Source organism: Nocardioides daeguensis (assembly GCF_019192965.1).
Classification (GTDB): Bacteria; Actinomycetota; Actinomycetes; order Propionibacteriales; family Nocardioidaceae; genus Nocardioides; species Nocardioides daeguensis.
In genome coordinates this window covers 279,577-299,552 of sequence record NZ_JAHTKU010000010.1, presented here as the reverse complement: position 1 = coordinate 299,552, position 19,976 = coordinate 279,577, and the positions used below count along the sequence as shown (strand labels likewise).

At 73.0% G+C, this 19,976-nt stretch carries 21 protein-coding genes and 1 tRNA gene; 7 read left to right on the top strand and 15 right to left on the bottom strand.

Going from position 1 to position 19,976, the window contains the following annotated elements; all coding sequences use genetic code 11:
- On the top strand, positions 1–618 hold the full coding sequence (locus KU893_RS09180; protein WP_218234031.1) for an alpha-ketoglutarate-dependent dioxygenase AlkB: 618 nt from the start codon (positions 1–3) through the stop codon (positions 616–618).
- A 16-nt stretch (positions 619–634) separates the two neighbouring features.
- Here the strand turns inward: KU893_RS09180 and KU893_RS09175 are convergent, their stop codons facing one another.
- The 6 genes from KU893_RS09175 to KU893_RS09150 all read right to left on the bottom strand — a co-directional run bounded on the left by KU893_RS09175 (position 635) and on the right by KU893_RS09150 (position 4,839).
- On the bottom strand, positions 635–1,033 hold the full coding sequence (locus KU893_RS09175) for a VOC family protein (RefSeq protein ID WP_218234030.1): 399 nt from the start codon (positions 1,031–1,033) through the stop codon (positions 635–637).
- Positions 1,034–1,080: 47 nt separating this feature from the next.
- Entirely contained in the window at positions 1,081–1,893 is an 813-nt protein-coding gene (locus KU893_RS09170; protein ID WP_218234029.1) for a hypothetical protein, read from the bottom strand.
- 14 nt (positions 1,894–1,907) lie between these two features.
- Positions 1,908–2,699, bottom strand: a complete 792-nt coding sequence (locus tag KU893_RS09165) for a 3'(2'),5'-bisphosphate nucleotidase CysQ (protein WP_257440687.1) — start codon at positions 2,697–2,699, stop codon at positions 1,908–1,910.
- A gap of 199 nt (positions 2,700–2,898) precedes the next feature.
- Positions 2,899–3,501 (bottom strand): aminoacyl-tRNA hydrolase, encoded by a 603-nt coding sequence (gene pth, locus KU893_RS09160; RefSeq protein ID WP_218234027.1) that lies wholly within the window; start codon positions 3,499–3,501, stop codon positions 2,899–2,901.
- A gap of 95 nt (positions 3,502–3,596) precedes the next feature.
- On the bottom strand, positions 3,597–4,196 hold the full coding sequence (locus tag KU893_RS09155) for a 50S ribosomal protein L25/general stress protein Ctc (RefSeq protein WP_218234026.1): 600 nt from the start codon (positions 4,194–4,196) through the stop codon (positions 3,597–3,599).
- 202 nt (positions 4,197–4,398) lie between these two features.
- Complete coding sequence (locus KU893_RS09150; protein WP_218234025.1) at positions 4,399–4,839, bottom strand: MarR family winged helix-turn-helix transcriptional regulator; 441 nt, start codon at positions 4,837–4,839, stop codon at positions 4,399–4,401.
- A gap of 78 nt (positions 4,840–4,917) precedes the next feature.
- Here KU893_RS09150 and KU893_RS09145 point away from each other — a divergent pair, with 78 nt between their 5' ends.
- Together KU893_RS09145 and KU893_RS09140 are read left to right on the top strand one after the other, a co-directional pair.
- Positions 4,918–5,547, top strand: coding sequence for a maleylpyruvate isomerase family mycothiol-dependent enzyme (locus tag KU893_RS09145; RefSeq protein WP_218234024.1), 630 nt, complete (start codon positions 4,918–4,920; stop codon positions 5,545–5,547).
- A gap of 69 nt (positions 5,548–5,616) precedes the next feature.
- The gene (locus tag KU893_RS09140; protein WP_218234023.1) at positions 5,617–6,780 is read left to right on the top strand and encodes an ATP-binding protein; all 1,164 of its coding nucleotides are present in this window, start codon (positions 5,617–5,619) and stop codon (positions 6,778–6,780) included.
- Positions 6,781–7,030: 250 nt separating this feature from the next.
- On the opposite strand, the gene KU893_RS09135 is transcribed toward KU893_RS09140, so the two are convergent.
- Positions 7,031–8,011 (bottom strand): ribose-phosphate diphosphokinase, encoded by a 981-nt coding sequence (locus KU893_RS09135; RefSeq protein ID WP_257440685.1) that lies wholly within the window; start codon positions 8,009–8,011, stop codon positions 7,031–7,033.
- Between the two features lie 34 nt (positions 8,012–8,045).
- The gene (gene glmU, locus KU893_RS09130) at positions 8,046–9,548 is read right to left on the bottom strand and encodes a bifunctional UDP-N-acetylglucosamine diphosphorylase/glucosamine-1-phosphate N-acetyltransferase GlmU (protein WP_218234021.1); all 1,503 of its coding nucleotides are present in this window, start codon (positions 9,546–9,548) and stop codon (positions 8,046–8,048) included.
- Positions 9,549–9,730: 182 nt separating this feature from the next.
- Between glmU and KU893_RS09125 the strand changes: the two genes are divergently transcribed.
- On the top strand, positions 9,731–9,943 hold the full coding sequence (locus tag KU893_RS09125; RefSeq protein WP_306811457.1) for a DUF5999 family protein: 213 nt from the start codon (positions 9,731–9,733) through the stop codon (positions 9,941–9,943).
- A gap of 5 nt (positions 9,944–9,948) precedes the next feature.
- Here the strand turns inward: KU893_RS09125 and KU893_RS09120 are convergent.
- The 5 genes from KU893_RS09120 to cysS form a co-directional block, all read right to left on the bottom strand.
- Positions 9,949–10,027: transfer RNA gene (locus KU893_RS09120), tRNA-Gln, on the bottom strand.
- 101 nt (positions 10,028–10,128) lie between these two features.
- The gene (locus tag KU893_RS09115; RefSeq protein ID WP_218234019.1) at positions 10,129–10,557 is read right to left on the bottom strand and encodes an LppU/SCO3897 family protein; all 429 of its coding nucleotides are present in this window, start codon (positions 10,555–10,557) and stop codon (positions 10,129–10,131) included.
- 205 nt (positions 10,558–10,762) lie between these two features.
- Positions 10,763–12,283: a metallophosphoesterase gene (locus KU893_RS09110; protein WP_257440681.1), complete on the bottom strand. Its 1,521-nt coding sequence runs from the start codon at positions 12,281–12,283 to the stop codon at positions 10,763–10,765.
- Positions 12,280–13,254, bottom strand: coding sequence for a 23S rRNA (guanosine(2251)-2'-O)-methyltransferase RlmB (gene rlmB, locus KU893_RS09105; protein WP_218234018.1), 975 nt, complete (start codon positions 13,252–13,254; stop codon positions 12,280–12,282). Before rlmB ends, KU893_RS09110 begins: the two co-directional genes overlap by 4 nt.
- 80 nt (positions 13,255–13,334) lie before the next feature.
- Positions 13,335–14,747, bottom strand: coding sequence for a cysteine--tRNA ligase (gene cysS, locus KU893_RS09100; RefSeq protein ID WP_218234017.1), 1,413 nt, complete (start codon positions 14,745–14,747; stop codon positions 13,335–13,337).
- A gap of 294 nt (positions 14,748–15,041) precedes the next feature.
- Between cysS and KU893_RS23560 the strand changes: the two genes are divergently transcribed.
- A complete protein-coding gene (locus KU893_RS23560; RefSeq protein WP_218234016.1) occupies positions 15,042–16,301 on the top strand; it encodes a C39 family peptidase in 1,260 nt (419 codons plus the stop codon).
- A gap of 3 nt (positions 16,302–16,304) precedes the next feature.
- Here KU893_RS23560 and KU893_RS09090 read toward each other — a convergent pair whose 3' ends face one another.
- Positions 16,305–17,843, bottom strand: coding sequence for a molybdopterin-dependent oxidoreductase (locus tag KU893_RS09090; RefSeq protein WP_257440679.1), 1,539 nt, complete (start codon positions 17,841–17,843; stop codon positions 16,305–16,307).
- A gap of 32 nt (positions 17,844–17,875) precedes the next feature.
- Here KU893_RS09090 and ispF point away from each other — a divergent pair, with 32 nt between their 5' ends.
- Positions 17,876–18,367 carry a 2-C-methyl-D-erythritol 2,4-cyclodiphosphate synthase gene (gene ispF, locus KU893_RS09085; protein WP_218234015.1) on the top strand — a complete coding sequence of 164 codons (492 nt, stop codon included), beginning with the start codon at positions 17,876–17,878 and terminating at the stop codon, positions 18,365–18,367.
- Between the two features lie 112 nt (positions 18,368–18,479).
- On the top strand, positions 18,480–19,202 hold the full coding sequence (locus KU893_RS09080) for an IspD/TarI family cytidylyltransferase (protein ID WP_257440678.1): 723 nt from the start codon (positions 18,480–18,482) through the stop codon (positions 19,200–19,202).
- Between the two features lie 123 nt (positions 19,203–19,325).
- Here KU893_RS09080 and KU893_RS09075 read toward each other — a convergent pair whose 3' ends face one another.
- On the bottom strand, positions 19,326–19,934 hold the full coding sequence (locus KU893_RS09075) for a 2-C-methyl-D-erythritol 4-phosphate cytidylyltransferase (RefSeq protein WP_218234013.1): 609 nt from the start codon (positions 19,932–19,934) through the stop codon (positions 19,326–19,328).
- Between the last annotated feature and the right edge of the window lie 42 nt (positions 19,935–19,976).

Sequence of the window (19,976 nt, the reverse complement as noted above, 5' to 3'; positions counted from 1 at the left end):
ATGACGGTGGACTTCCAGACCAGCCTGTTCGACGCCGCGGCGAGCGAGGTCACCACCGAGCGGCGCGCGCTCAGCGCGGGGGCGTGGGTCGACGTCGCGCGCGACTGGCTGCCCGACGCCGACGAGGTGTTCGCCACCCTGGTCCGCGAGGTGCCGTGGCGTGCGGAGCGGCGGGCGATGTACGACCGGGTGGTCGACGTACCCCGCCTCGTGTTCACCTACATGATCGGCGACGAGCTCCCCCACCCCGCGCTGACGGCCGCCCGCGAGCGGCTGAGCGCGCGGTACGCCGATGAGCTCGGCGAGCCGTTCCGGACCGCCGGCTGCTGCTACTACCGCGACGGGCGCGACAGCGTCGCCTGGCACGGCGACACCATCGGGCGCGGCTCGACCCACGACACCATGGTCGCGATCGTGTCGGTCGGCGACCCGCGGCGGCTCCACCTGCGCCCGCGCGATCCCGAGCGGCGCGACGAGGCGTTCGCGGTCGAGATGGGACACGGCGACCTGGTCGTCATGGGCGGCAGCTGCCAGCGGACCTGGGAGCACGCCGTGCCCAAGGTCGCCGCCGCCGGGCCGCGGATCTCGGTGCAGTTCCGGCCGTTGAACGTCTTCTAGCCTCGATGTTTCGTGGCTAGGACGCCGCGTCGAGCTCCGCCTTCGAGCGGACGATGCAGAACTCGTTGCCCTCGGGGTCGGCGAGGGTGACCCAGCCGGTGCCGGGGCCGTGGATGCCGCGGTGGTCGGCGACCTGGGTGGCGCCGTACTGCAGCAGCCGCTCGACCTCCTCGTCCCGCGTGCCGGCGCGCGGGCGCAGGTCGAAGTGCACCCGGTTCTTGCCGGTCTTGCGCTCCGGGACCTCGATGAACAGCACCTGGTGGCCGGTGTCGGGGTCGACGATCATGCACTCCTCGTGCCCCGGCTCGTTGGGGTCGTCGGGCAGGTCGGTGTAGCCGAGCACGGGCTTCCACCACTCCGAGAGCGCGAAGGCGTCGGCGCAGTCGACGGTGGTGTGCGAGATGTACGACGTCATGCCCCCACCCTTGCCGGGGCGCTCGGCCCGGGCAACCCGGTTTCGGGTCAGGGCGTCGCGGACGGCGCGGGCGACGGCGTGAGCGTGGCGGTGACGGTCTCGGTCACCGTCGTGGTCGCGGTCGGCGTCGGCGGCGTCCCGGTGGACGTCGCAGGATCGGTCGGCCCGGTGGGGACAGTGGGGACGGTGGTCACCGTGTCGCCGTCCGTCGGGGTCGACGTCGGGGTCGGAGTCGGCGTCGGCGTGGGCTCCCGCTCCGGCGGGGACTGCTTCCGGTCGCCGTCGCCCTTGCCGTCGTCGCCGAAGACGCCACCGATCGAGGTGCGGTCCTTGCCGTCGGTGCCGCCCGTGATGGAGGAGACACTCTTGCCGGCGATCAGCTCGACGGCGCTGATCACCACCAGCGACAGCACGAAGACCGCGGCGGCGAGGACGGCGATCTGCTTCCAGGGCAGCGTGGCCCAGCGGCTCGCCCCAGGAGGCTCGGCGGCGGCGTCGGCGACCGCGGCCTCCTCCTCGGCCGCCTCCTCCAGGTGGCGGTGCGCGCGGTCCAGCTCGCGCTCGGCGGCGGCGGGGTCGGAGCGGCGCGCGGCCCGCCGTACGTTCTGCTCGGCGAGGCTGACCCGCTGCATCGCCGCGGCCTGGACCTCGGCCATCCGGCGCCGGCTGGACTCGATGCCCTGCTTGTAGAGGGCAGTGCTGACCGTGGCGATGACGCTGCCGAGGGCGGCGCCGATCAGGGTGCCGGCCGCGCCGAGGGTGGAGAGCAGCAGCGCGACGGTGACCGCCGCGCCCGCGCCGGCGAAGGTCGCGGGCCAGTCGATCCGCGTCCTTCGCTCCTCGCCACCCTCGTCAGCCATGGTGCTCGCGACCGTCAGTCGGTGCCGTTCGCGGCGATGAAGGCGAGGATCTGCTCGGCGAGCTCGGGGCGGCACACGATGACGTCGGGCAGGTAGACGTCGGCCTGGTTGTAGACCAGCTCGCTGCCGTCGACGCGCGAGGTGAACAGGCCGGCGGCGCGGGCGACCGCGACCGGGGCGGCGGAGTCCCACTCGTACTGCCCGCCGGCGTGGACGTAGGCGTCGGCCACGTCACGCACCACCGACATCATCTTCACGCCGGCCGAGCCCATCGGGACCAGCTCGGCGTCGAGCTCCTTCGCGAGCGCCTCGACGAACGCCGGCGGGCGGGTGCGGGAGACCGCGATCCGCGGTCGCTGCGAGGTGCGGGTCGGCACGACCGGCGGCGTACCGGTGTTGAAGGTCTCGCCCAGCGCGGGCTGCGCGACGGCGCCGGCGATGAGCTCGCCGTCCTGCCAGAGCGCGACGTGCACGGCCCAGTCGTCGCGCGGGGGCTCGGAGAACTCGCGGGTGCCGTCGAGCGGGTCGACGATCCAGACCTTCGCCGCGGTCAGGCGGGCGTCCTTGTCGGCGGCGCTCTCCAGCGCCTCCTCGGAGAGGACCGCGTCGTCGGGGCGGTAGGTCGCCAGCAGGTCCATCAGCAGCAGGTGGGCGGCGCGGTCGCCGGCGTCCTTGAGCTCCTTGCCCTCCAGCCCCTCCGTGCGCACCTCGAGGAGGCGGCGACCGGCCTCCTCGGCCAGCCAGGCGGCGAGGAGGTGGTCGTCGGCGACGACCTCGGGAGCGGGGGTTCCGGGCTCGAAAGTCACGCGGTCAGCGTAGTGGGCGCCCGCGGAGCCGCGGCTCCCTGTCCGTTGACTTGCCGCATCCTCGCCGTTGAGCTGCCGCATCCTCGCCGTCGAGTTGCCACATCCTCGCCCGTGAGTTGCCGGCGCGCGGGTAGCCGGCCGGGGGCCGAGGCAACTCAACGGTTGGGAACCGGCGACTCAACAGAGAGGAAGGGGCAGCTCAACTGTTGAAGCGGGACTGGGTCTTCTCGAGGCCGTCGGCGATGAGGGACTCGACGGCGTCGGCGGCCGAGTCGATCTGGAACGGCAGCTCCTTGCGCTCGGTCGTCCCGTAGTTGGAGAGCACGAAGTCGGCGACCTCCTGGCGACCCGGCGGGCGGCCGATGCCGGCCCGGACCCGGAAGAAGTCGCCGGTACCCAGCGAGGAGCGCATCGACTTGAGGCCGTTGTGGCCGTTGTCGCCGCCGCCCTTCTTGATGCGCAGCGTGCCGAAGTCGATGTCGAGCTCGTCGTGGATCGCGATGACCCGGTCGGCGGGGACCTTGTAGAAGGTCGCGAGCGCCTTGACCGGGCCGCCCGACTCGTTCATGTACGAGCGGGACTTGGCCAGGACCACCCGGGGGCCGGGGGCGCCCGGAGCGCCGAGGCGGCCCTCGACGACGTCGGCACGGCCGGACTTGTGGGCGCGGAAGCCGCTGCCCATCCGGCGGGCGAGCTCGTCGACCACCAGGTAGCCGATGTTGTGCCGGTGCCCGGCGTACGACGGGCCGGGGTTGCCGAGCCCGACGACGAGCCAGACGTCGGCGGTGGTCGCGTCAGCCACGAAGGTCTCCTCGTCGGGTGCGGCGGTGCTCCCCGGCGCGGAGGTCCGCGCCGGGGAGATCAGTCGGCCCAGGAACCACCTGAGCCGGCTGGTGATCACTCGCTGTCGCCGGCCTCAGCAGCCTCGGCGGACGTCTCGGCAGCGGGCTCCTCGGCGCTCTGCTCGGTGACGTTGACGACCAGGGTCTCGGCGTCGGTCAGCAGGCTGATGCCGGCCGGGAGCTCGATCTGGCCGGCAAGGATCTGGGTGCCGGCCTCGGCGCCCTCGATGCTGACCTCGAACTGCTCGGGGATGTGGGTGGCCTCGGCCTCGACCTGGACGGTGGTGTTCTCGGTGACGACCAGGGTGCCGTTGACAGCGTCGCCGACGATGTGGACCGGGACGTCGACGGTGACCTTCTCGCCCCGCGTCACGGCGACGAAGTCGACGTGCTCGAGGACGCGGCGGACCGGGTCGACCTGGACCTGCTTGGTCAGGGCGAGCTGCGAGGTGCCGTCGAACTCGAGCTCGAGGACGGCGTTGGCGCCACCGTGCTTGATGGCCATCATCGTGTCGTGGCCCGGGAGGGTCAGGTGGACCGGCTCGTTGCCGTGACCGTAGACGACGGCGGGGATCTTGTTCTCGCGACGGATGCGGCGGGCGGCGCCCTTGCCGAACTCGGTGCGGACCTCGGCCTGGATCTTGTCGCTGCTCATGGGGAACTCCTGATCGTCAGTGGTGATGGGCGGCTGCGCCCGGAGACGAGAAACGCCGCGCTTCCCTCACCCGGTGACCGGCAGGGCGCGCGGCGTCATGAAGACAGACCGGCCCAGTCGATCACGGAGTCACAGAAGCGGGAGCTCCCTCGCCGAGGCAACCGGAGAAGACTACTCGCGGGGACAGGGCCGGACGAAATCGTCACCGGCCCGGCAACCAGGGGTCGGTGATCTCCCGCAGGTCCGCGAGGGCCTCCTTGAGCGCGGCCATGCGCTCGGCTCCCAGGTGTCGGGTCCACTCGCGCTCGATCGCCCGCTCCTCGCGGCGCGCGACGTCCAGCACCTCGCGCCCGCGCGGCGCGATGACCACGAGCCGGGCCCGGGCGTCGGCAGGGTCGGGCACCCGGACGACGTACGCCGCCCGCTCGAGCTGGTCGACCAGCACGCTCGCGCTCTGCTTGGTGATCCGCGCCTGCTCGGCCAGCTCGGTCACCCGGATCCCGTCCTCGCTCAGCCGCGCGGCGACCCGGGCCATGGCGAGGGTCAGGTCGTCGTAGCCGGCGGCCGCGATGGCCTCGGAGACGCGCTGCTCGACGTACCGCGCGCCGATGAACATCAGCAGCGCCGGGTGCGGGTCGGGCATCTGGGCTCCTCGAACCTTGACGAATTGGTCAGCCAGGCTGACGATATCAGTCAGGCAGACTGACGACCGGGAGTCGACATGGAGAAGGCCACGATCTGGGCGCACATCCACGCCGAGCGCGCCGCGCTCGCAGCGACACTGGCCGACCTCGATCCGGCGGACTGGGCACACGACACGCTCTGCCCCGGCTGGACGGTCCACGACGTGGCGGCGCACGTCATCTCGACACCGCAGATCGGCTGGACCCAGATGCCCGCGATGATGGCGCGCAACCTCGGCCGTGGCTACAACACGATGATCTACCGCGAGGTGAAGCGCCTCGGTGCCCGCGAGACGCGGGAGAGCATCCTCGGCGACTTCGAGCGGTTCGCGACCAGCACGCACCACGTGCCGACCACGACGTCGGTCGAGCCGCTGATCGACGCCCTCCTCCACCACCAGGACATCGCCCGCCCGCTGAGCCGGACGCGCACCATGGCCCCGGAGGCCGCCGCCGTCGCCGCGGACCGGGTACGACGCCTCGCGCCCCTGATGGGGACCGGGAGGCTGGTGCGGAGCGTCCGGATGGCCGCGACCGACATCGACTGGGCCCGCGGCACGGGGCCCACCGTCAGCGGACCGGTCCAGGAGCTGCTCATGCTCGCCTCCGGGCGCGCGCCCGACCCGGACCTGGTGAGCGGCGAGGGGCTGGCGCTCGTCGCTCGCTAGCCGCACGGTTGGTTGATACCGCTTTATACTTGGGCGAAGTATAAAGACGCATCACACCGGAGGCCGGTCATGGCGAGCAATCCCTACACCCCTGGCCAGGTGCCCCGGATCCTGGCCGGACGGGCCGTGGAGATGCGCCGGATCGAGGGCCTGCTCGCCCGGGTCGCGACCTACGGCGAGCTCGGTGGCCCGCTCATGGTGTTCCACGCACCCCGCGGCATCGGCAAGACGTCGCTGCTCCGCGCTGCCCAGCGGGGCGCCGTGGAGTCCGGGTTCGTGACCGCGTGGGTGGCGTGCTCCCGGCAGCAGCCCGTGCTCTCGGCCATCGCGCACAGCGTCGCCCGGGCGCTCGAACGGGCGGACGCCGTACCGACGGGGAACCGGTGGCGCGGCCAGCTGGACCGGCTCACCGTCGAGGTCGGCGTGCCGGGGGCGAAGGTGCAGGCAGAGGTGGCCCGCCGGGAGCCGGCCGCTCCCCCGCAGGCGGCGATCGGGATGCTCGAGTCGCTGCTGCACGAGGCCGCCACGTCCGTGCGGGCGCACGGCGGCGCAGGGCTGTTCCTGCTGCTCGACGAGCTCCACACCGCGTCGGCCGACGAGATGTCGGTGCTGCTCAACACCTTGCAGAACCTCGACGGCGAACGCACCGAGAACCCGCTGGCCACCGTCGCCGCCGGCCTCCCCGTCACGCCCGAGGCGCTCACCCGGGCAGCGACCTTCGGCGAGCGCAGCACCTTCGTCTCGCTCGACGTCCTCTCCGACGACGACGCCCGCGCCGCCCTCGTCGGCCCCGCCGAGGCCGAGGGCGTGGCGTGGACGGACCCGGCGCTCGCCGCTGTCGTGACGGAGTCGCGCGGCTACCCCTACCTGCTCCAGCTCCTCGGCAGCACCACCTGGGACGCCGCCGCCCCCGACGCCGGCACCCGCCTGACCCTGGCCCACGTCAAGCGCGGCCTGCCGGTCGCCCGCGACCAGCTCGCCGCCATGCACCGCGCCCGCTGGGGCGCCGCCTCACGTCTCGAGCAGCGCTTCCTCGCCGCCATGGCCGCGGCCGGCGACGGCAACGTCACCCGCGCCGCCATCGCCGCCGGGATGGGCGTCGACTCCCGCGCGATCAGCGTCCCGCGGGAGCGGCTGATCGAGAAGGGCGTGATCGAGCCGGTCGGTCACGGGCTGGTGCGGTTCACGCTGCCCGGCTTCGGCGCGTTCGTGAGGTCGCTCGAGGAAGCGTGACGCCCCCGGTCCCCGGCAGGCACCTCAACCGACCGAGCGCCAGCGAGGTCGGTTGACCGAGCGAACCGCGAGCGAAGCGAGCCCCACGCCGTCGCGACACCTCAAACGACCGAGCGCCAGCGAGGTCGGTTGACCGAGCGAACCGCGAGCGAAGCGAGCCTGGTTCGCCCGGAACGAGAAGCCGGCGAGCGAAGCGAGCTCCACGCCGTGGCGAGCGAAGCGAGCCCCACACCGTGGCGAGCGAAGCGAGCTACGCGTGACCGTCGAACATCGAGGTGACCGAGCCGTCCTCGAAGACCTCGCGGATGGCCCGAGCGACGAGCGGGGCGATCGACAGCGTGGTCAGCTTGTCGAACTGCTTCTCGGGCGAGACCGGCAGCGTGTTGGTGATGACCACCTCAGTCGCCGAGCAGTTCTTCAACCGGTCGACGGCGGGGTCGGAGAGGATCGCGTGGGTGGCGGCGATGATGACGCCCGCGGCGCCCTCGGCCATCAGCGCCTCGGCGGCCTTCACGATGGTGCCGCCGGTGTCGATCATGTCGTCGGTGAGCACGCACATGCGGCCCTTGACGTCACCGACGACGCGGTTGGCGACGACCTCGTTGGCGACGTCGGTGCGGCGGGTCTTGTGGATGAACGCCAGCGGAGCGCCGTCGAGCCGGGCCGACCAGCGCTCGGCGACCTTGATCCGGCCGGCGTCCGGCGAGACGACGGCGAGCGGCTGGTCGCCGTACTTCTCCTTGATGTAGTCGGTGAGCACCGGCAGCGCCATCAGGTGGTCGACGGGGCCGTCGAAGAAGCCCTGCAGCTGGTCGGCGTGGAGGTCGACGGTGATGATCCGGTCGGCGCCGGCGGTCTTGAACAGGTCGGCCATCAGGCGCGCCGAGATGGGCTCGCGGCCACGGTGCTTCTTGTCCTGGCGGCTGTAGCCCCAGAACGGCATGACCACGGTGATCCGCTTGGCGGAGGCGCGCTTGAGCGCGTCGACCATGATCAGGTGCTCCATGATCCACTCGTTGATCGGAGTGGTGTGGCTCTGGATCACGAAGGCGTCGCAGCCGCGGACCGACTCCTGGTAGCGGACGTAGATCTCGCCGTTGGCGAACTCGTACGCCGAGGTCGGGACCAGCGACTGGCCGAGGATCTGGACGACCTCGTCGGCCAGTTCGGGGTGTGCTCGTCCGGAGAAGACCATCAGGTTCTTCTCGGTCGTCCGCTTCAGACCGCTCACGCGCGTGACTCCCCCTGGTCGGCGAAGGTGGTACCTAGGATTCTGCCCGCTCCGCGGTGCCGCCCCCAAGTCCGGGTCCGTTTTCGGGCTGTTCATCCGTGGCGTCCGCCACAACCGCCCCGAGCGCCTCCTGGGCCGCAGCCGCCTGGGCGGTGCCGGCCCGCCGCGAGACCACCCAGCCCTCGAGGTTGCGCTGGGGCGAGGTGCTGACCGCGAGGGCGCCCGGCGGCACGTCGCGTCGTACGACGGTCCCGCCGCCGGTCGAGGCGCCGTCGCCGATCACGACGGGGGCGACGAAGGTGTTGTTGGAGCCGGTCTTCGCGTGCCTGCCGACGCTCGTGCGGTGCTTGGCGACCCCGTCGTAGTTGGCGAAGATGGTGCCGGCGCCGATGTTGGTGCCCTCCCCGATCTCAGCGTCGCCGACGTAGGACAGGTGCGGGACCTTGGCGCCCTCGCCGATCTGCGCGTTCTTGGTCTCGACGAAGGTGCCGATCTTGCCGTCGGCACCGAGCAGGGTGCCGGGGCGGAGGTAGGCGAACGGTCCGACGGAGGCGCCGGCGCCGATGACCGCCAGCTGCCCGTGGGCGCGTACGACGCGCGCGCCGGCGCCGATCTCGCAGTCCTCGAGCGTGGTGTCCGGCCCGACGACGGCGTCCTCGGCGACGACGGTCGCGCCGAGCAGCTGGGTGCCGGGGAGCAGGGTGACGTCGGGGGCGAGCACGACGTCGGCGTCGATCCAGGTGGTGGCCGGGTCCATCACGGTGACGCCCTCGCGCATCCAGCGGGTGACGATGCGGCGGTTGAGCTCGCGGCCGAGCTCGGCCAGCTGGGCACGGTCGTTGGCGCCCTCGGTCTGCAGGGCGTCCTCGACCGGGTGGGCGGTCACGACGAGGCCGGCGTCACGGGCCAGGGCGACGGCGTCGGTGAGGTAGTACTCGCCCTTGGCGTTGTCGTTGCCGATCCGGCCGATGGCCTCGGCGAGGAAGGCGGCGTCGAAGGCGAGGATCCCGGAGTTGATCTCGGTGATCGCGCGCTGGGCGTCGGTGGCGTCCTTCTCCTCGACGATGGCCTGCACGACGCCCGCGTCGTCGCGGACGATGCGGCCGTAGCCGAAGGGCTTCGCGACGATCCCGCTGAGGATGCTGACCGCGGCTCCGGCGGAGCGGTGCGACTCGGTGAACGCCCGCAGGGTGGCGCCCTCGAGGAGCGGCGTGTCGCCGTACGCGACGAGGACGGTGCCCTCCCGTGGCGCGTCGGCGAGCGCCGCCAGGGCGACCCGGACCGCGTGGCCGGTGCCGAGCTGCTCGTCCTGGACGGCGAGCACGCCCTCCGGTCGCAGCTCGCTGACGTGGGGCCCGACCAGCTCGCGCTGGTGCCCGACCACGGTCACGACCCGGGCGGGCTCGAGCGCGGCGACGGCCGCGAGGACGTGGCCGATCATGCTGCGCCCGCCGATGCGGTGGAGGACCTTCGGCGTCTTCGACTTCATGCGGGTACCGCCGCCGGCGGCGAGGACGATCACGGTCAGGTCGCTCACGTCGCCACCCTAGTGCCGCGTCCCGGGAGCCCAAGGCCGGTGGGCCCGGCCCACCAATCGGGGGTGGGGTCCTCCCCACCCCCGCGCACCGTCGACCGCCCCGTCCCCGTCCGTGGACACAGCGATTTCCACAGTTCGGCGAAAGCGCGTGCATTCGCGGCCGATGAGGCGTATCACCGGAGATGGAAAGCGAACGATGCGAAGGGAGCACGACGATGTGTGACCACTCACCCGAATGCCCGGCCGCTGGGGACCCCGACTGCTGCACCGCCCACGTGACCGCCGATCACAGCGAGCAGGGCTGGTGCCGGCTCTGCAACGGCGTCATCCTCTTCGACGACGGCGCGTACCTCACGCCTGAGGGGCGCGCGATGGCGCTGCCGCACTCAGCCTGACCGAGCTCCCCAGGTAGGAGTCGAACCTACGTCGCTTGTCCTGATTCAAAGTCAGGCGGGCCCTGCCGGCAGACCAACTGGGGAAAGCACGCCAAGCCTAGGGCCGCCCCGTCGTACCGGACGAACGGGGACGGCCCCGAGCGGTCGGGCCCCGGGAGACCCGACCGTTCGGGTCGGCGCCAGCCTCAGGCGGCCCGGCCGAGGCAGAGCAGCGTCTTGCGCTGCTTGTTCTCGAGCGGCTGCGCGCCGTTGGCGCACTCGTCGCCGGCCTTGCCGACCAAGACGACCTTGACGACCGACGAGCCGGCGCCGGCGCCGGCGCAGGCGACCTTCGTCGCGGCAGTCGACATGCTGCCGAGGTCGAAGCAGTCACCCTTCGCGGCGTTCAGGGCCAGGCAGAGGTCGGCCACGTTGCCGGAGTCGGTGGTGCCGAGCGAGATCGTGTAGTTCTGCTCGGCGTCGTCGCAGTTGCCCTTGTCGGAGACGATCTTGAACGTCGCCTCGGCGTCGCCGCAGTCGATCTCGTCGTGGTCGGCGTTCATCGACGAGCCCGTGAGGTTGACGCACTCGCCCACCTTGGGCGCCTTCGCCTCCTCCACCTTCTCCTGTCCCACGAAGAACACGAAGTACGCGCCGCCCGCGATCGCGAGGCTCAGGACTCCTCCGATGATGCGGCCGAGGGGCCCCGTCCGAGGTTGGCCATGCTGGGTTCCTTTCCGGGTCAGGGCGATCCCGAGCCACCCACGAACAAAACGAGTCGCACGTACCCGGAGGAACCATCACCAAACCTGCGGCGCGGAGAACGACCGACGGGTGGGATCAGTAGGCGAGCGCCACCCACGGGTCGACCTCGAACCGGCCGTTCGGCTGGAGCGTGATCGACTGGATGCCGGCGGCCCTGCCGTCGCGGTAGGTGACCAGGCCGATGCTGGCGGGCCGGCGGAGCTTGCTGCCGATGGCGATGGCGTACGCCGCGCCGCCGGTGGTCCCGAGCGTGTAGGTGTACCCGACCCGGCCGTCGGCGGCGGTGACCGGGACGGGGCCGGTCTGGACGTGGACGTGGCCGCCGAGGACGAGGTCGACGCAGCCGCGCTCCAGGGCAGGCTTGGCGATGTTGGCGTCGTGGACGAGGAGGGTGTCGACCCGGTCGCCGTCCTCGTCGGCGGCGCAGGCGGCGTCGGCGAGCAGGTCGGCGACCTCGCTGAAGCTGAGGCCGGTCTGGTCGCGCCAGTCGCCCAGGCCGCTGGAGCGCGGGTCGTCGATACCGAGGATCCGCGAGCCGCCCGGGCCCTCGATGACCTCGTCGTCGAAGTAGGTCCAGCCGAGGTCCTCGAGATGGCTGCGCACGAAGCCGCCGTTGTCGTGGTTGCCGGCGACCGCCCAGCGGCCGTCGAAGGACTTGAAGGTCGCCGCGAGCGAGTCGAGCGAGAAGGCCTCCCAGCGGCTGCCGGTCGAGGTGTCGTCGCCGGCGTCGAAGACGGCGGTCGCCCCGCCCGCGTCGGCGATCGCACGGGCGACCTTGTCCATGCCCACGTTGTCGTGGCGGTCCGAGACCAGCAGGACGACGGTCTCGCCCTCCTCGGGCCGGCGCAGGTCGAGCGCGGCGGCGTTCTCGGCGGCCGCGGAGTAGAAGTGCACGCTCTCGTCGTAGCTGCTGATCCCGCTCTCGATCAGCCGCCGCGACTGGGCCGTCGTCGCGTCGGCCATCACCTCCACGTCGCGGACCTCGTCGGGGAGCGGCACCTCGGGGCCCAGGAACTCCGCGAGCGGGACCCAGCTCTCGGCAGGCGGGTCGCTGCGCCCCCAGCCGTACGGCACCACCACCGCGACCACGAGCGCCACCGCGAGACCCGCCGCGGCGATGCCGCGCCGGGTCGGGAGGACCGCGTACAGCTCGCGCCGGCGGGCGCGACCGACGAGCACCCACACCAGCAGGGGTACGCCGCCCAGCACGGCGCCCTGCACGAGCGCCGCCAGCGCCATCGCCTCGAGCGTGCGCTGGGCGACCGCGACCTGGCCCTCGGGCTGGGCCGCGATCGCGGCGTACCGCGCGGTCAGCTCCTCGAGCGTCTCCGCGTCGGTCTTGCCGAGCTCGACCTCGACGCCGACCCAGGAGCCGGACGGTATCCGGAGGTCCGGCAGCACCGGGCCCATCCGCGCGACGGCCTCGCCGGAGAAGTTCGGGCTGAGCGTCGCCTCGTGGCTGGCGATCTCGACGGTCCGCTCGCTGTGGACGAAGATCGCGCCCGCGACCGCCGCGGACAGGACCAACCAGGTCCCGAAGTACGCGAGGACCTTGAGGAGGCGGCGGGCCTGCATCGTGCGGACCGGTCGGGTCACCCGCGCGCGCGGGCCTCCGCGACGGCGTACAGCGCGACCGACGCGGCGACGCCGGCGTTGAGCGACTCGAGCACACCGGCCATCGGGATGGACATCAGCCGGTCGCAGCTCTCGGCGACCAGCCGGGACAGGCCCTCGCCCTCGGAACCCACCACCAGCACCAGCGGGCCCCCGACCAGGTCGGCGTCCGCGGTCAGCTCCGGCAGGGTGAGGTCGCCGTCGGCGGCGAGGCCGATCACGAAGCAGCCGGCCTCCTGGAAGGCCTTGATCTGCCGGGTCAGGTTGACCGTCTGCGCGACCGGGCACCGGGCGGCGGCACCGGCCGAGGTCTTCCACGCCGCGGCGGTCATCGAGGCCGCACGCCGCTCGGGGATGACGACGCCGTGGGCGCCGAACCCGGCGGCGCTGCGGACGATCGCGCCCAGGTTGCGCGGGTCGGTGATCGAGTCGAGCATCACCACGAGCGGCTTCTCGCCGGCCTCGTCGGCGGCATCGAGCAGGTCGTCGGGATGGGCGTACTCGTACGCCGGGATGCGCGCGGCGAGGCCCTGGTGGACCGCGCCGTCGGTGAGCCGGTCGAGCTCGCCACGGCTGACCTCGAGCAGGCCGATGCCGTGCTCGGCCGCGAGGCGGAACACCTCGCGCAGCCGGCCGTCGCGCTCGGCGCCCTCGGCGACGTAGACCGACGTCACGGGCACCCGCTCGCGCAGCGCCTCGACCACCGGGTTGCGCCCGGCGATCCACTCGTCGCCCCCCGTCTTGCGGCGCGGGCCGCTACGGGCGCCGCCGCTGCGCTTCTCGGCGCGCTTCTTGGCCTCGGCGATCTTGTGGGCCTTGTGGTACTCGCGGTCGGTCGCCTTCGGCGTCGGCCCGCGGCCCTCCAGGCCCCGGCGGACCTTGCCGCCGGACCCGGTGCTGGCCTTCTTGTTGCTCTTGCGGATCGCGCCCTTGCGGCTTGAGTTGCCGGCCACGTCAGTTTCCTCTCTCGGTGGTCAACGTCCCGGCATCACGGCCAGAGGTCTCGAGGCTCGTCGCTTGCGCTCCTCGCACCTCAACCACCGACGCTCCAGGTGGGCCCCTCGGCGGTGTCGGTGACCTCGATGCCGGCCGCCTTGATCCGGTCGCGGATCGCGTCGGCGCGGGCCCAGTCCTTGTCGGCGCGCGCCTGGGTGCGCTCCTCGAGCAGTCCGGCCACCAGCGTGTCGACGGCGGCGGTGAGCCGCTCCTCGGCGCCGGAGGAGCCGGCACCGGCCCAGGCCGGGTCGGCCGGGTGCACGCCGAGCACGTCGAGCATCGCGGCGACCGCGGACGCCGTGGCGGTGACGTCCTCGCCGGCGGCGAGCTGGCGGTTGCCCTCGCGCACGGTGTCATAGAGGACGGCGACCGCTGCCGGCGTACCGAGGTCGTCGTCCATCGCGGCGGCGAAGGCGTCCGGCAGCACGCCCGTCGAGCCGGTCGCGCCGGTCGGGACCCCGGCCCGGTCGAGGAAGGACACGATCCGCTGGTAGCCCGCGGCGGCCTCGTCGAGCGCCTCGAAGCTGAACTCGACGTGGGAGCGGTAGTGGGCGGCGACCATGTAGAACCGCAGCTCGGCGCCGCTGACCCGCTGCAGCACCGAGGGGATCGACAGCGTGTTGCCGAGCGACTTGCTCATCTTCTCGCCGGCGGTGGTGATCCACGCGTTGTGCATCCAGTACGACGCGAACGCACCGCCCGCCGCCCGCGACTGGGCCTGCTCGTTCTCGTGGTGGGGGAAGCGCAGGTCGACACCGCCGCCGTGGATGTCGAAGGCCTCGCCGAGGTACTTGCCCGCCATCGCGGAGCACTCGATGTGCCAACCCGGCCGGCCGCGGCCCCACGGGCTCGGCCAGGACGCGGTCTCCGGCTCGGATTCCTTGCGGCCCTTCCACAGAGCGAAGTCCCGCGGGTCGCTCTTCCCTCGCGGATCGGCGTCGGCCGCGGGCTCCATGTCGTCGACGCCCTGGTGGGTCAGCTCGCCGTACGACGGCCAGGACCGGACGTCGAAGTAGACGTCGCCCGAGCCGTCGGCGGCCGGGTAGGCGTGGCCGCGCTCGATGAGGCGCTCGATGAGCTCGATCATCTCGGGCACGTGGCCGGTCGCCGCGGGCTCGTACGTCGGCGGCGCGACGTTGAGCGCGGCATAGGCCTTGTCGAGCTCGATCTTCATCGCGTAGGCGAGGTTGTACCAGGGCCGGCCCTGCTCGGCGGACTTCGCCAGGATCTTGTCGTCGATGTCGGTGATGTTGCGGATGAAGGTGACCTCGTAGCCGCGGTGGCGCAGCCAGCGCTGGAGGACGTCGAAGTTCACCGCCGAGCGGACGTGGCCCACGTGGGGCTCGCTCTGGACCGTCAGACCACACACGTACAGACCCGCCTTGCCCTCGTGGAGGGGCACGAAGTCACGCACTTCGCGGGTCGCGGTGTCGTAGAGCCGGATGGTCACGCGGCCAGTCTAGGGATCCGCGCGGGTGCGCCTCGCATCCTCGCCGCCCGCTTGTAACTAAGTGTTACGGCGTGATTTGGGGTGTCACAGCGCCAAGGTAGTGCCCACAGCGCCCGGGTAGTCGGCCCACGGCGGGCAGGCCGGTCCTATCGCGACGCGGGTCGACGCTCGGTCCGACAGGGCTCGACTACCTCGGCGCTCCGGCCACTACCCGGGCGTCGTTGCACCGAAATTCCGTAGGTAACACGTAGTTACAAGCGAGCGAGCACCACCCGTGTGACGGAAGTGACGGGTGTGACGTACCGTGAGGTGGTGCGCCGGTCCTTCCCCGTTCCCGTCGTGTCCCTCGCCCTCGCCGCCTGCCTGCTGGCCGGCCTCGCCGCGCTCGTCCTCGGCGCGACCGGCGACCCCGCCGAGCCCGGGCGCCGGCCCGAGGCCGTGGCGGCCGCCGCCGTGTCGGACCGGCGGGTCGACCTCGAGCGGTTCACCGCGCCGGGACCGTGGAAGCCGTCCGCGACGCGGAGCCGGTACGGCCGCACCTATCTCAGCGCCCGGTGGACCAGCCCCTGGGTCTCCCCCGGCTTCGACTACACCGAGCTGGTTGCCTCCTGGTCGGCCCGCACGCCGGGCTCGAGCTGGGTCGAGGTCGAGGTCCGCGGCCGGGCCGCGAACGGCACCCGGACGTCGTGGGACCGGCTCGCCCGCTGGGCCGCCACCGACAAGGTCGTCCAGCGGCGCTCCGGCGGCAGCCAGCCCGACGACGGCACCCGGGTCGCGACCGACACCTGGAAGACGGCCGGCCTGGCGTCGTACCGGGTCCGGGTGACGGTGCACCGCGAGGCCGGCAGGAAGTCGCCGCGCGTCGACCTGGCCACCGTGATGACCTCCCGCCTGCCCGCGGGCGCCGGCCCGGTCTCGGCACCGGGCGTGGCGCGCGGCGTCGAGCTCGCCGTCCCCCGCTTCTCGCAGATGATCCACACCGGCCACTACCCGCAGTGGGGTGGCGGCGGGGAGGCGTGGTGCTCCCCGACCTCCACCTCGATGGTGCTCGGCCTCTACGGCCGCCTGCCCGCCCCCGGCAGCTACGCCTGGGTGCCGGCCGGGCACCCCGACCCGTGGGTCGACGCCGCGGCGCGCTCGACGTACGACCACGCCTACGAGGGCACCGGGAACTGGCCCTTCAACACTGCGTACGCCGCCCGCCGGCTCGGCCCCGGCGGCGAGGCGTTCGTGACCCGGCTGCGCGACCTCACCGACGCCGAGCTGCTGGTGAGGGCCGGGATCGCGCCGGTCATCTCGATCGCCTTCGGCCGCGGCGAGCTCGGCGGCGCCCCGATCTCCGCGTCGAACGGGCACCTGCTCGTCGTCGTGGGCTTCACCGCCAGCGGCGACGTGGTCGTCAACGACCCCGCCGCGGCGAGCGCCGACGGGGTACGCCGGACCTACGCCCGCGCACAGCTGGAGAAGGTCTGGCTGCAGGCGTCCGGCGGGACGGCGTACGTGATCCACGACGCCGCCCACCCGCTGCCGGCCGCGCCGGGCGGAAACTGGTGAGGTTCAGCTCGACGCGGTGACGTCGATGGTGTGCCACCCGGTCGCGCCGTCGGGGACGACGTCGGCGACCGCGCCGGTCTGGGTGCGCGCGTCCCGGTCGATGGCGCGCACGCGCAGCTGGTGCTCGCCGGGCGTGACGTCGACGACCGCGCGCCACTGCACCCAGGTGTCGGCGTTGGGCGTCGTGGCGAGGGTCGCGGGCTGCCAGCGCCCGCCGTCGAGCTGGACCTCGACGCCCGAGATGCCGGTGTGCTGGAACCATGCGACGCCGGCGCAGACCAGCTCACCGGCCGGCACGTCGGCGCCGTCGGCGGGGACCTGGATCTTCGAGGCGATCTTGACCGGGCCCTGCTCGGACCAGCCCTTGTCGGTCCAGTAGGCGGTGATGTCCTCGAACCGGGTGACCTCCATGTCGACCACCCACTTGCAGGCCGACACGTAGCCGTAGAGGCCCGGCACGATCGTGCGCACCGGGAAGCCGTGCTCGATCGGCAGCGGCTCGCCGTTCATCGCCACCGCGAGCATCGCGTTGCGCTCGTCCATCAGCGCGGCCAACGGGGTCCCGCAGGTCCAACCGTCCTGCGAGGTCTGCAGCACGGCGTCGGCGCCGGGCAGGGGTTTCGCCTCGGCGAGGATCGCCGCCAGCCGCACGCCACTCCACCACGCGTTGCCGACCAGGTCGCCGCCGACCTCGTTGGACACGCAGTTGAGCGTGATCCAGTCCTGGGTGATCTCGCGGCGGACCAGGTCGGCGAAGGTCAGCCGGATCTCGCGCTCCACCTCCCCGTGGATGCGCAGCTCCCAGTCGACGGGCGCCACGGTCGGCTTGATGATGGCGGTGTCGATCAAGTAGAAGGCGTCGTTGGGCGTCTGCCACGGCGAGACGCCCTCGACGCCGACGGCCACGCCGTCGGGCACGGCGGGCGCGGTGACGCCCTCGATCCGCAGCAGCCGCCGGCTCTGCTCGGCCTTGCGCCGCGCGTTGCCGGCGATCCGCCCGGTCAAGCCGCCGAGCACGCTCACCGCGGCCATCGCACCGGTGATCGCGAAGAAGCGGCGCCGGGTCGGCAACGCGTCGTCGGCCGGACCGGGGACGTCCTCGGCCAGCTCCCAGCGGCGCAGCCACTCGGCGAGCAACGCGAGCGCGACCAGCCAGCCCAACAGGCCGACCACGACCGGCGCGAGGTCGGTCAGGCTGGGGGTCGGCTTGGCGAGGACCGCGACGACGGCGACACCCGCCAGGACGACGTACCCGGTGACGGCGGCCCACCACTGCCGGCGCGCGAGCAGCCCGAACCAGCCGAACAGCACAGCGAGGACGGCCAGGATCCCGACGACGAGCACCAGCTTGTCGGAGGTGTCGAAGGTGTCGATCGCCCATTTCGCGACCGGGCCGGGCGTCAGCGCGATGACGCCCTCGGCGACGGCGACCACCGGCGAGTCCCGCACGTGGAGCAGGGCCGCGGCGGCGTAGCTGAGCGCCAGGCCGACCGCTCCGGCGATCAGCCCGGCCAGCGGCCACCAGACACGGGTGCTCTTCACGGGTCCGATTGTTACTCAGGCATGATCGGAGCGTGCACTCACAGGGGTTACGGATCGGCATCGGCTCCGACGTCCACCGCTTGGTCCCCCGCGCCCCGCAGGACCCTCCGCTCGCCCTCGGCGGTCTGACCTGGCCCGACGAGGATGTCCGACTCGACGGCCACTCCGACGCCGACGTCGCCGCCCACGCGGCCTGCGACGCCCTGCTCTCGGCCGCCGGCCTCGGCGACCTCGGCAGCAACTTCGGTACGGCGGAGCCGGAGTGGGCCGGCGCCAGCGGTGCCGCGCTGCTCGGCGAGACCCGGCGCCGGGTCGAGGCGGCGGGCTTCGCGGTCGTCAACGTCGCGGTGCAGGTGATCGGCAACCGGCCCAAGGTCGGCCCCCGCCGGGCCGAGGCCGAGGCGGCGCTCAGCGGCGTGCTCGGCGCTCCGGTGTCGCTCTCGGCCACGACCACCGACGGGCTCGGCCTGACCGGGCGCGGCGAGGGGGTCGCGGCGATCGCGACCGCCCTGCTCTCCTCCTGACCCGGCACGCGCTCACTGGCTGGTGTCGACCGCGCCCCATGCGAATTGGTCGCAGATGGCGGCGAAGCACGACCAAACCGCATGGGGCGCCGTACTCACTAGGCTCAGCGGGGTGAGCACCGCTGCGACCGCCGCACCGACCGCCGCCGTCGTCGTCCTCGCTGCCGGCAGTGGCAGCCGCGTGGGCGCCGAGGTCAACAAGATCCTGCTGCCGCTGGCCGGGCGCCCGGTGCTGGCCTGGTCGGTGCTCACTGCGCTCGAGGTACCGGGCGTCGACCCGGTCGTCGTGGTGCACCGCCCCGGTGAGCGTGCGGACGTCGGCGCCGCCCTGCTGCCGGTGATCGGGGAGCGCGACGTGCTGCTCGTCGAGGGCGGCGCGACCCGGCAGGACTCGGAGCAGGCGGCGCTGGCCGCGCTCGCTCCACGGGTGGGCGACGGCAGCATCGACGTCATCGCTGTCCACGACGGTGCGCGTCCGCTCGCGAGCGTGGCGCTGTTCGAGGCGACGATCGCGACCGCACGCGAGCATGGGGGCGCCGTACCGACCCACGAACTGGCCGGCCTGCTCCCCCGCGACCCGACCGCGGCCCCGGCACCCGGTGGGACCGGCACCCGGCTGGTGGGCGTCGCCACCCCGCAGGCGTTCCGGGCCGCGCCCCTCCTCGAGGCCTACCGCGCCGCGGCAGCAGCAGGCTTCGACGGCACCGACACCGCGGCCGCCTTCGCGCTGTTCGCGCCCGCCGAGAACGAGGTGCGCGCCGTGCCCAGCGGCCCCGGCAACCTCAAGGTCACCTTCGCCGAGGACCTCCAGGTCGCCGAGCGTCTGCTCTCCTGAGCGGTCGCCGGCAGGCGCACCTCGCCTGCAGTCCGTCACCTGCAGTCCGCCGCGGGGAGGTGTCAACCCGGGCGAGGCGGCCCCGACCCACGATGCGCGGAACCGATGACCACCCCAGCGGGCTCAGCGAGGGTCGGTCAGCGCCTCGAGAAGGGGGAGGTCGGCCTCCGTGGCGACCCGGCGGGCCTCGGGCGGCGCCTCGACGAGGAGCACCCGCTCGGCGCCGTACCGGTGCCGGAGGGCGGCCACCAGCTCCACGAAGTCGGTCGACGGCAGCGCGCCACCGTCACCGAGCAGGTCGGCGACCAGCGACGCGGGCAGCACCACGGGCGAGCAGACGGCGACGAGGGCGTCGCGGTCGACGGTCGTCCCGACCGCCTCGCCGCCGGGGGCGGGGTGCAGCTCCTTGACGGTGTCGGTCACCGGGCGCACGCCGACGACGACCCGGTCCTCGACCGCAGCACGCTCGGCACAGCGGCGCAGGAACTCCGGCGGGGTCATCGGGCACAGCGGGTCGTGCAGGAGCAGCGGCTCCTCGCGCTCGACGACCGCCTCCCAGGGCACGGTCTGGTCGAGCAGGTCGACGCCGGCCTCGCCGGCCGCCCACGCGGCGGCGGCAACCAGCGACTCGCCGTGGACCAGGTGGAACGGGAGGGCGCCTCGGCCCTCCTCGACCACGATCCCGGCGACGGGGGCGAAAAGATCGACGGCGTCATACGGATGCGGGTTCATCGGAACCCACCGTATGACGCCGTCGGCGTGGATCTAGAGGCG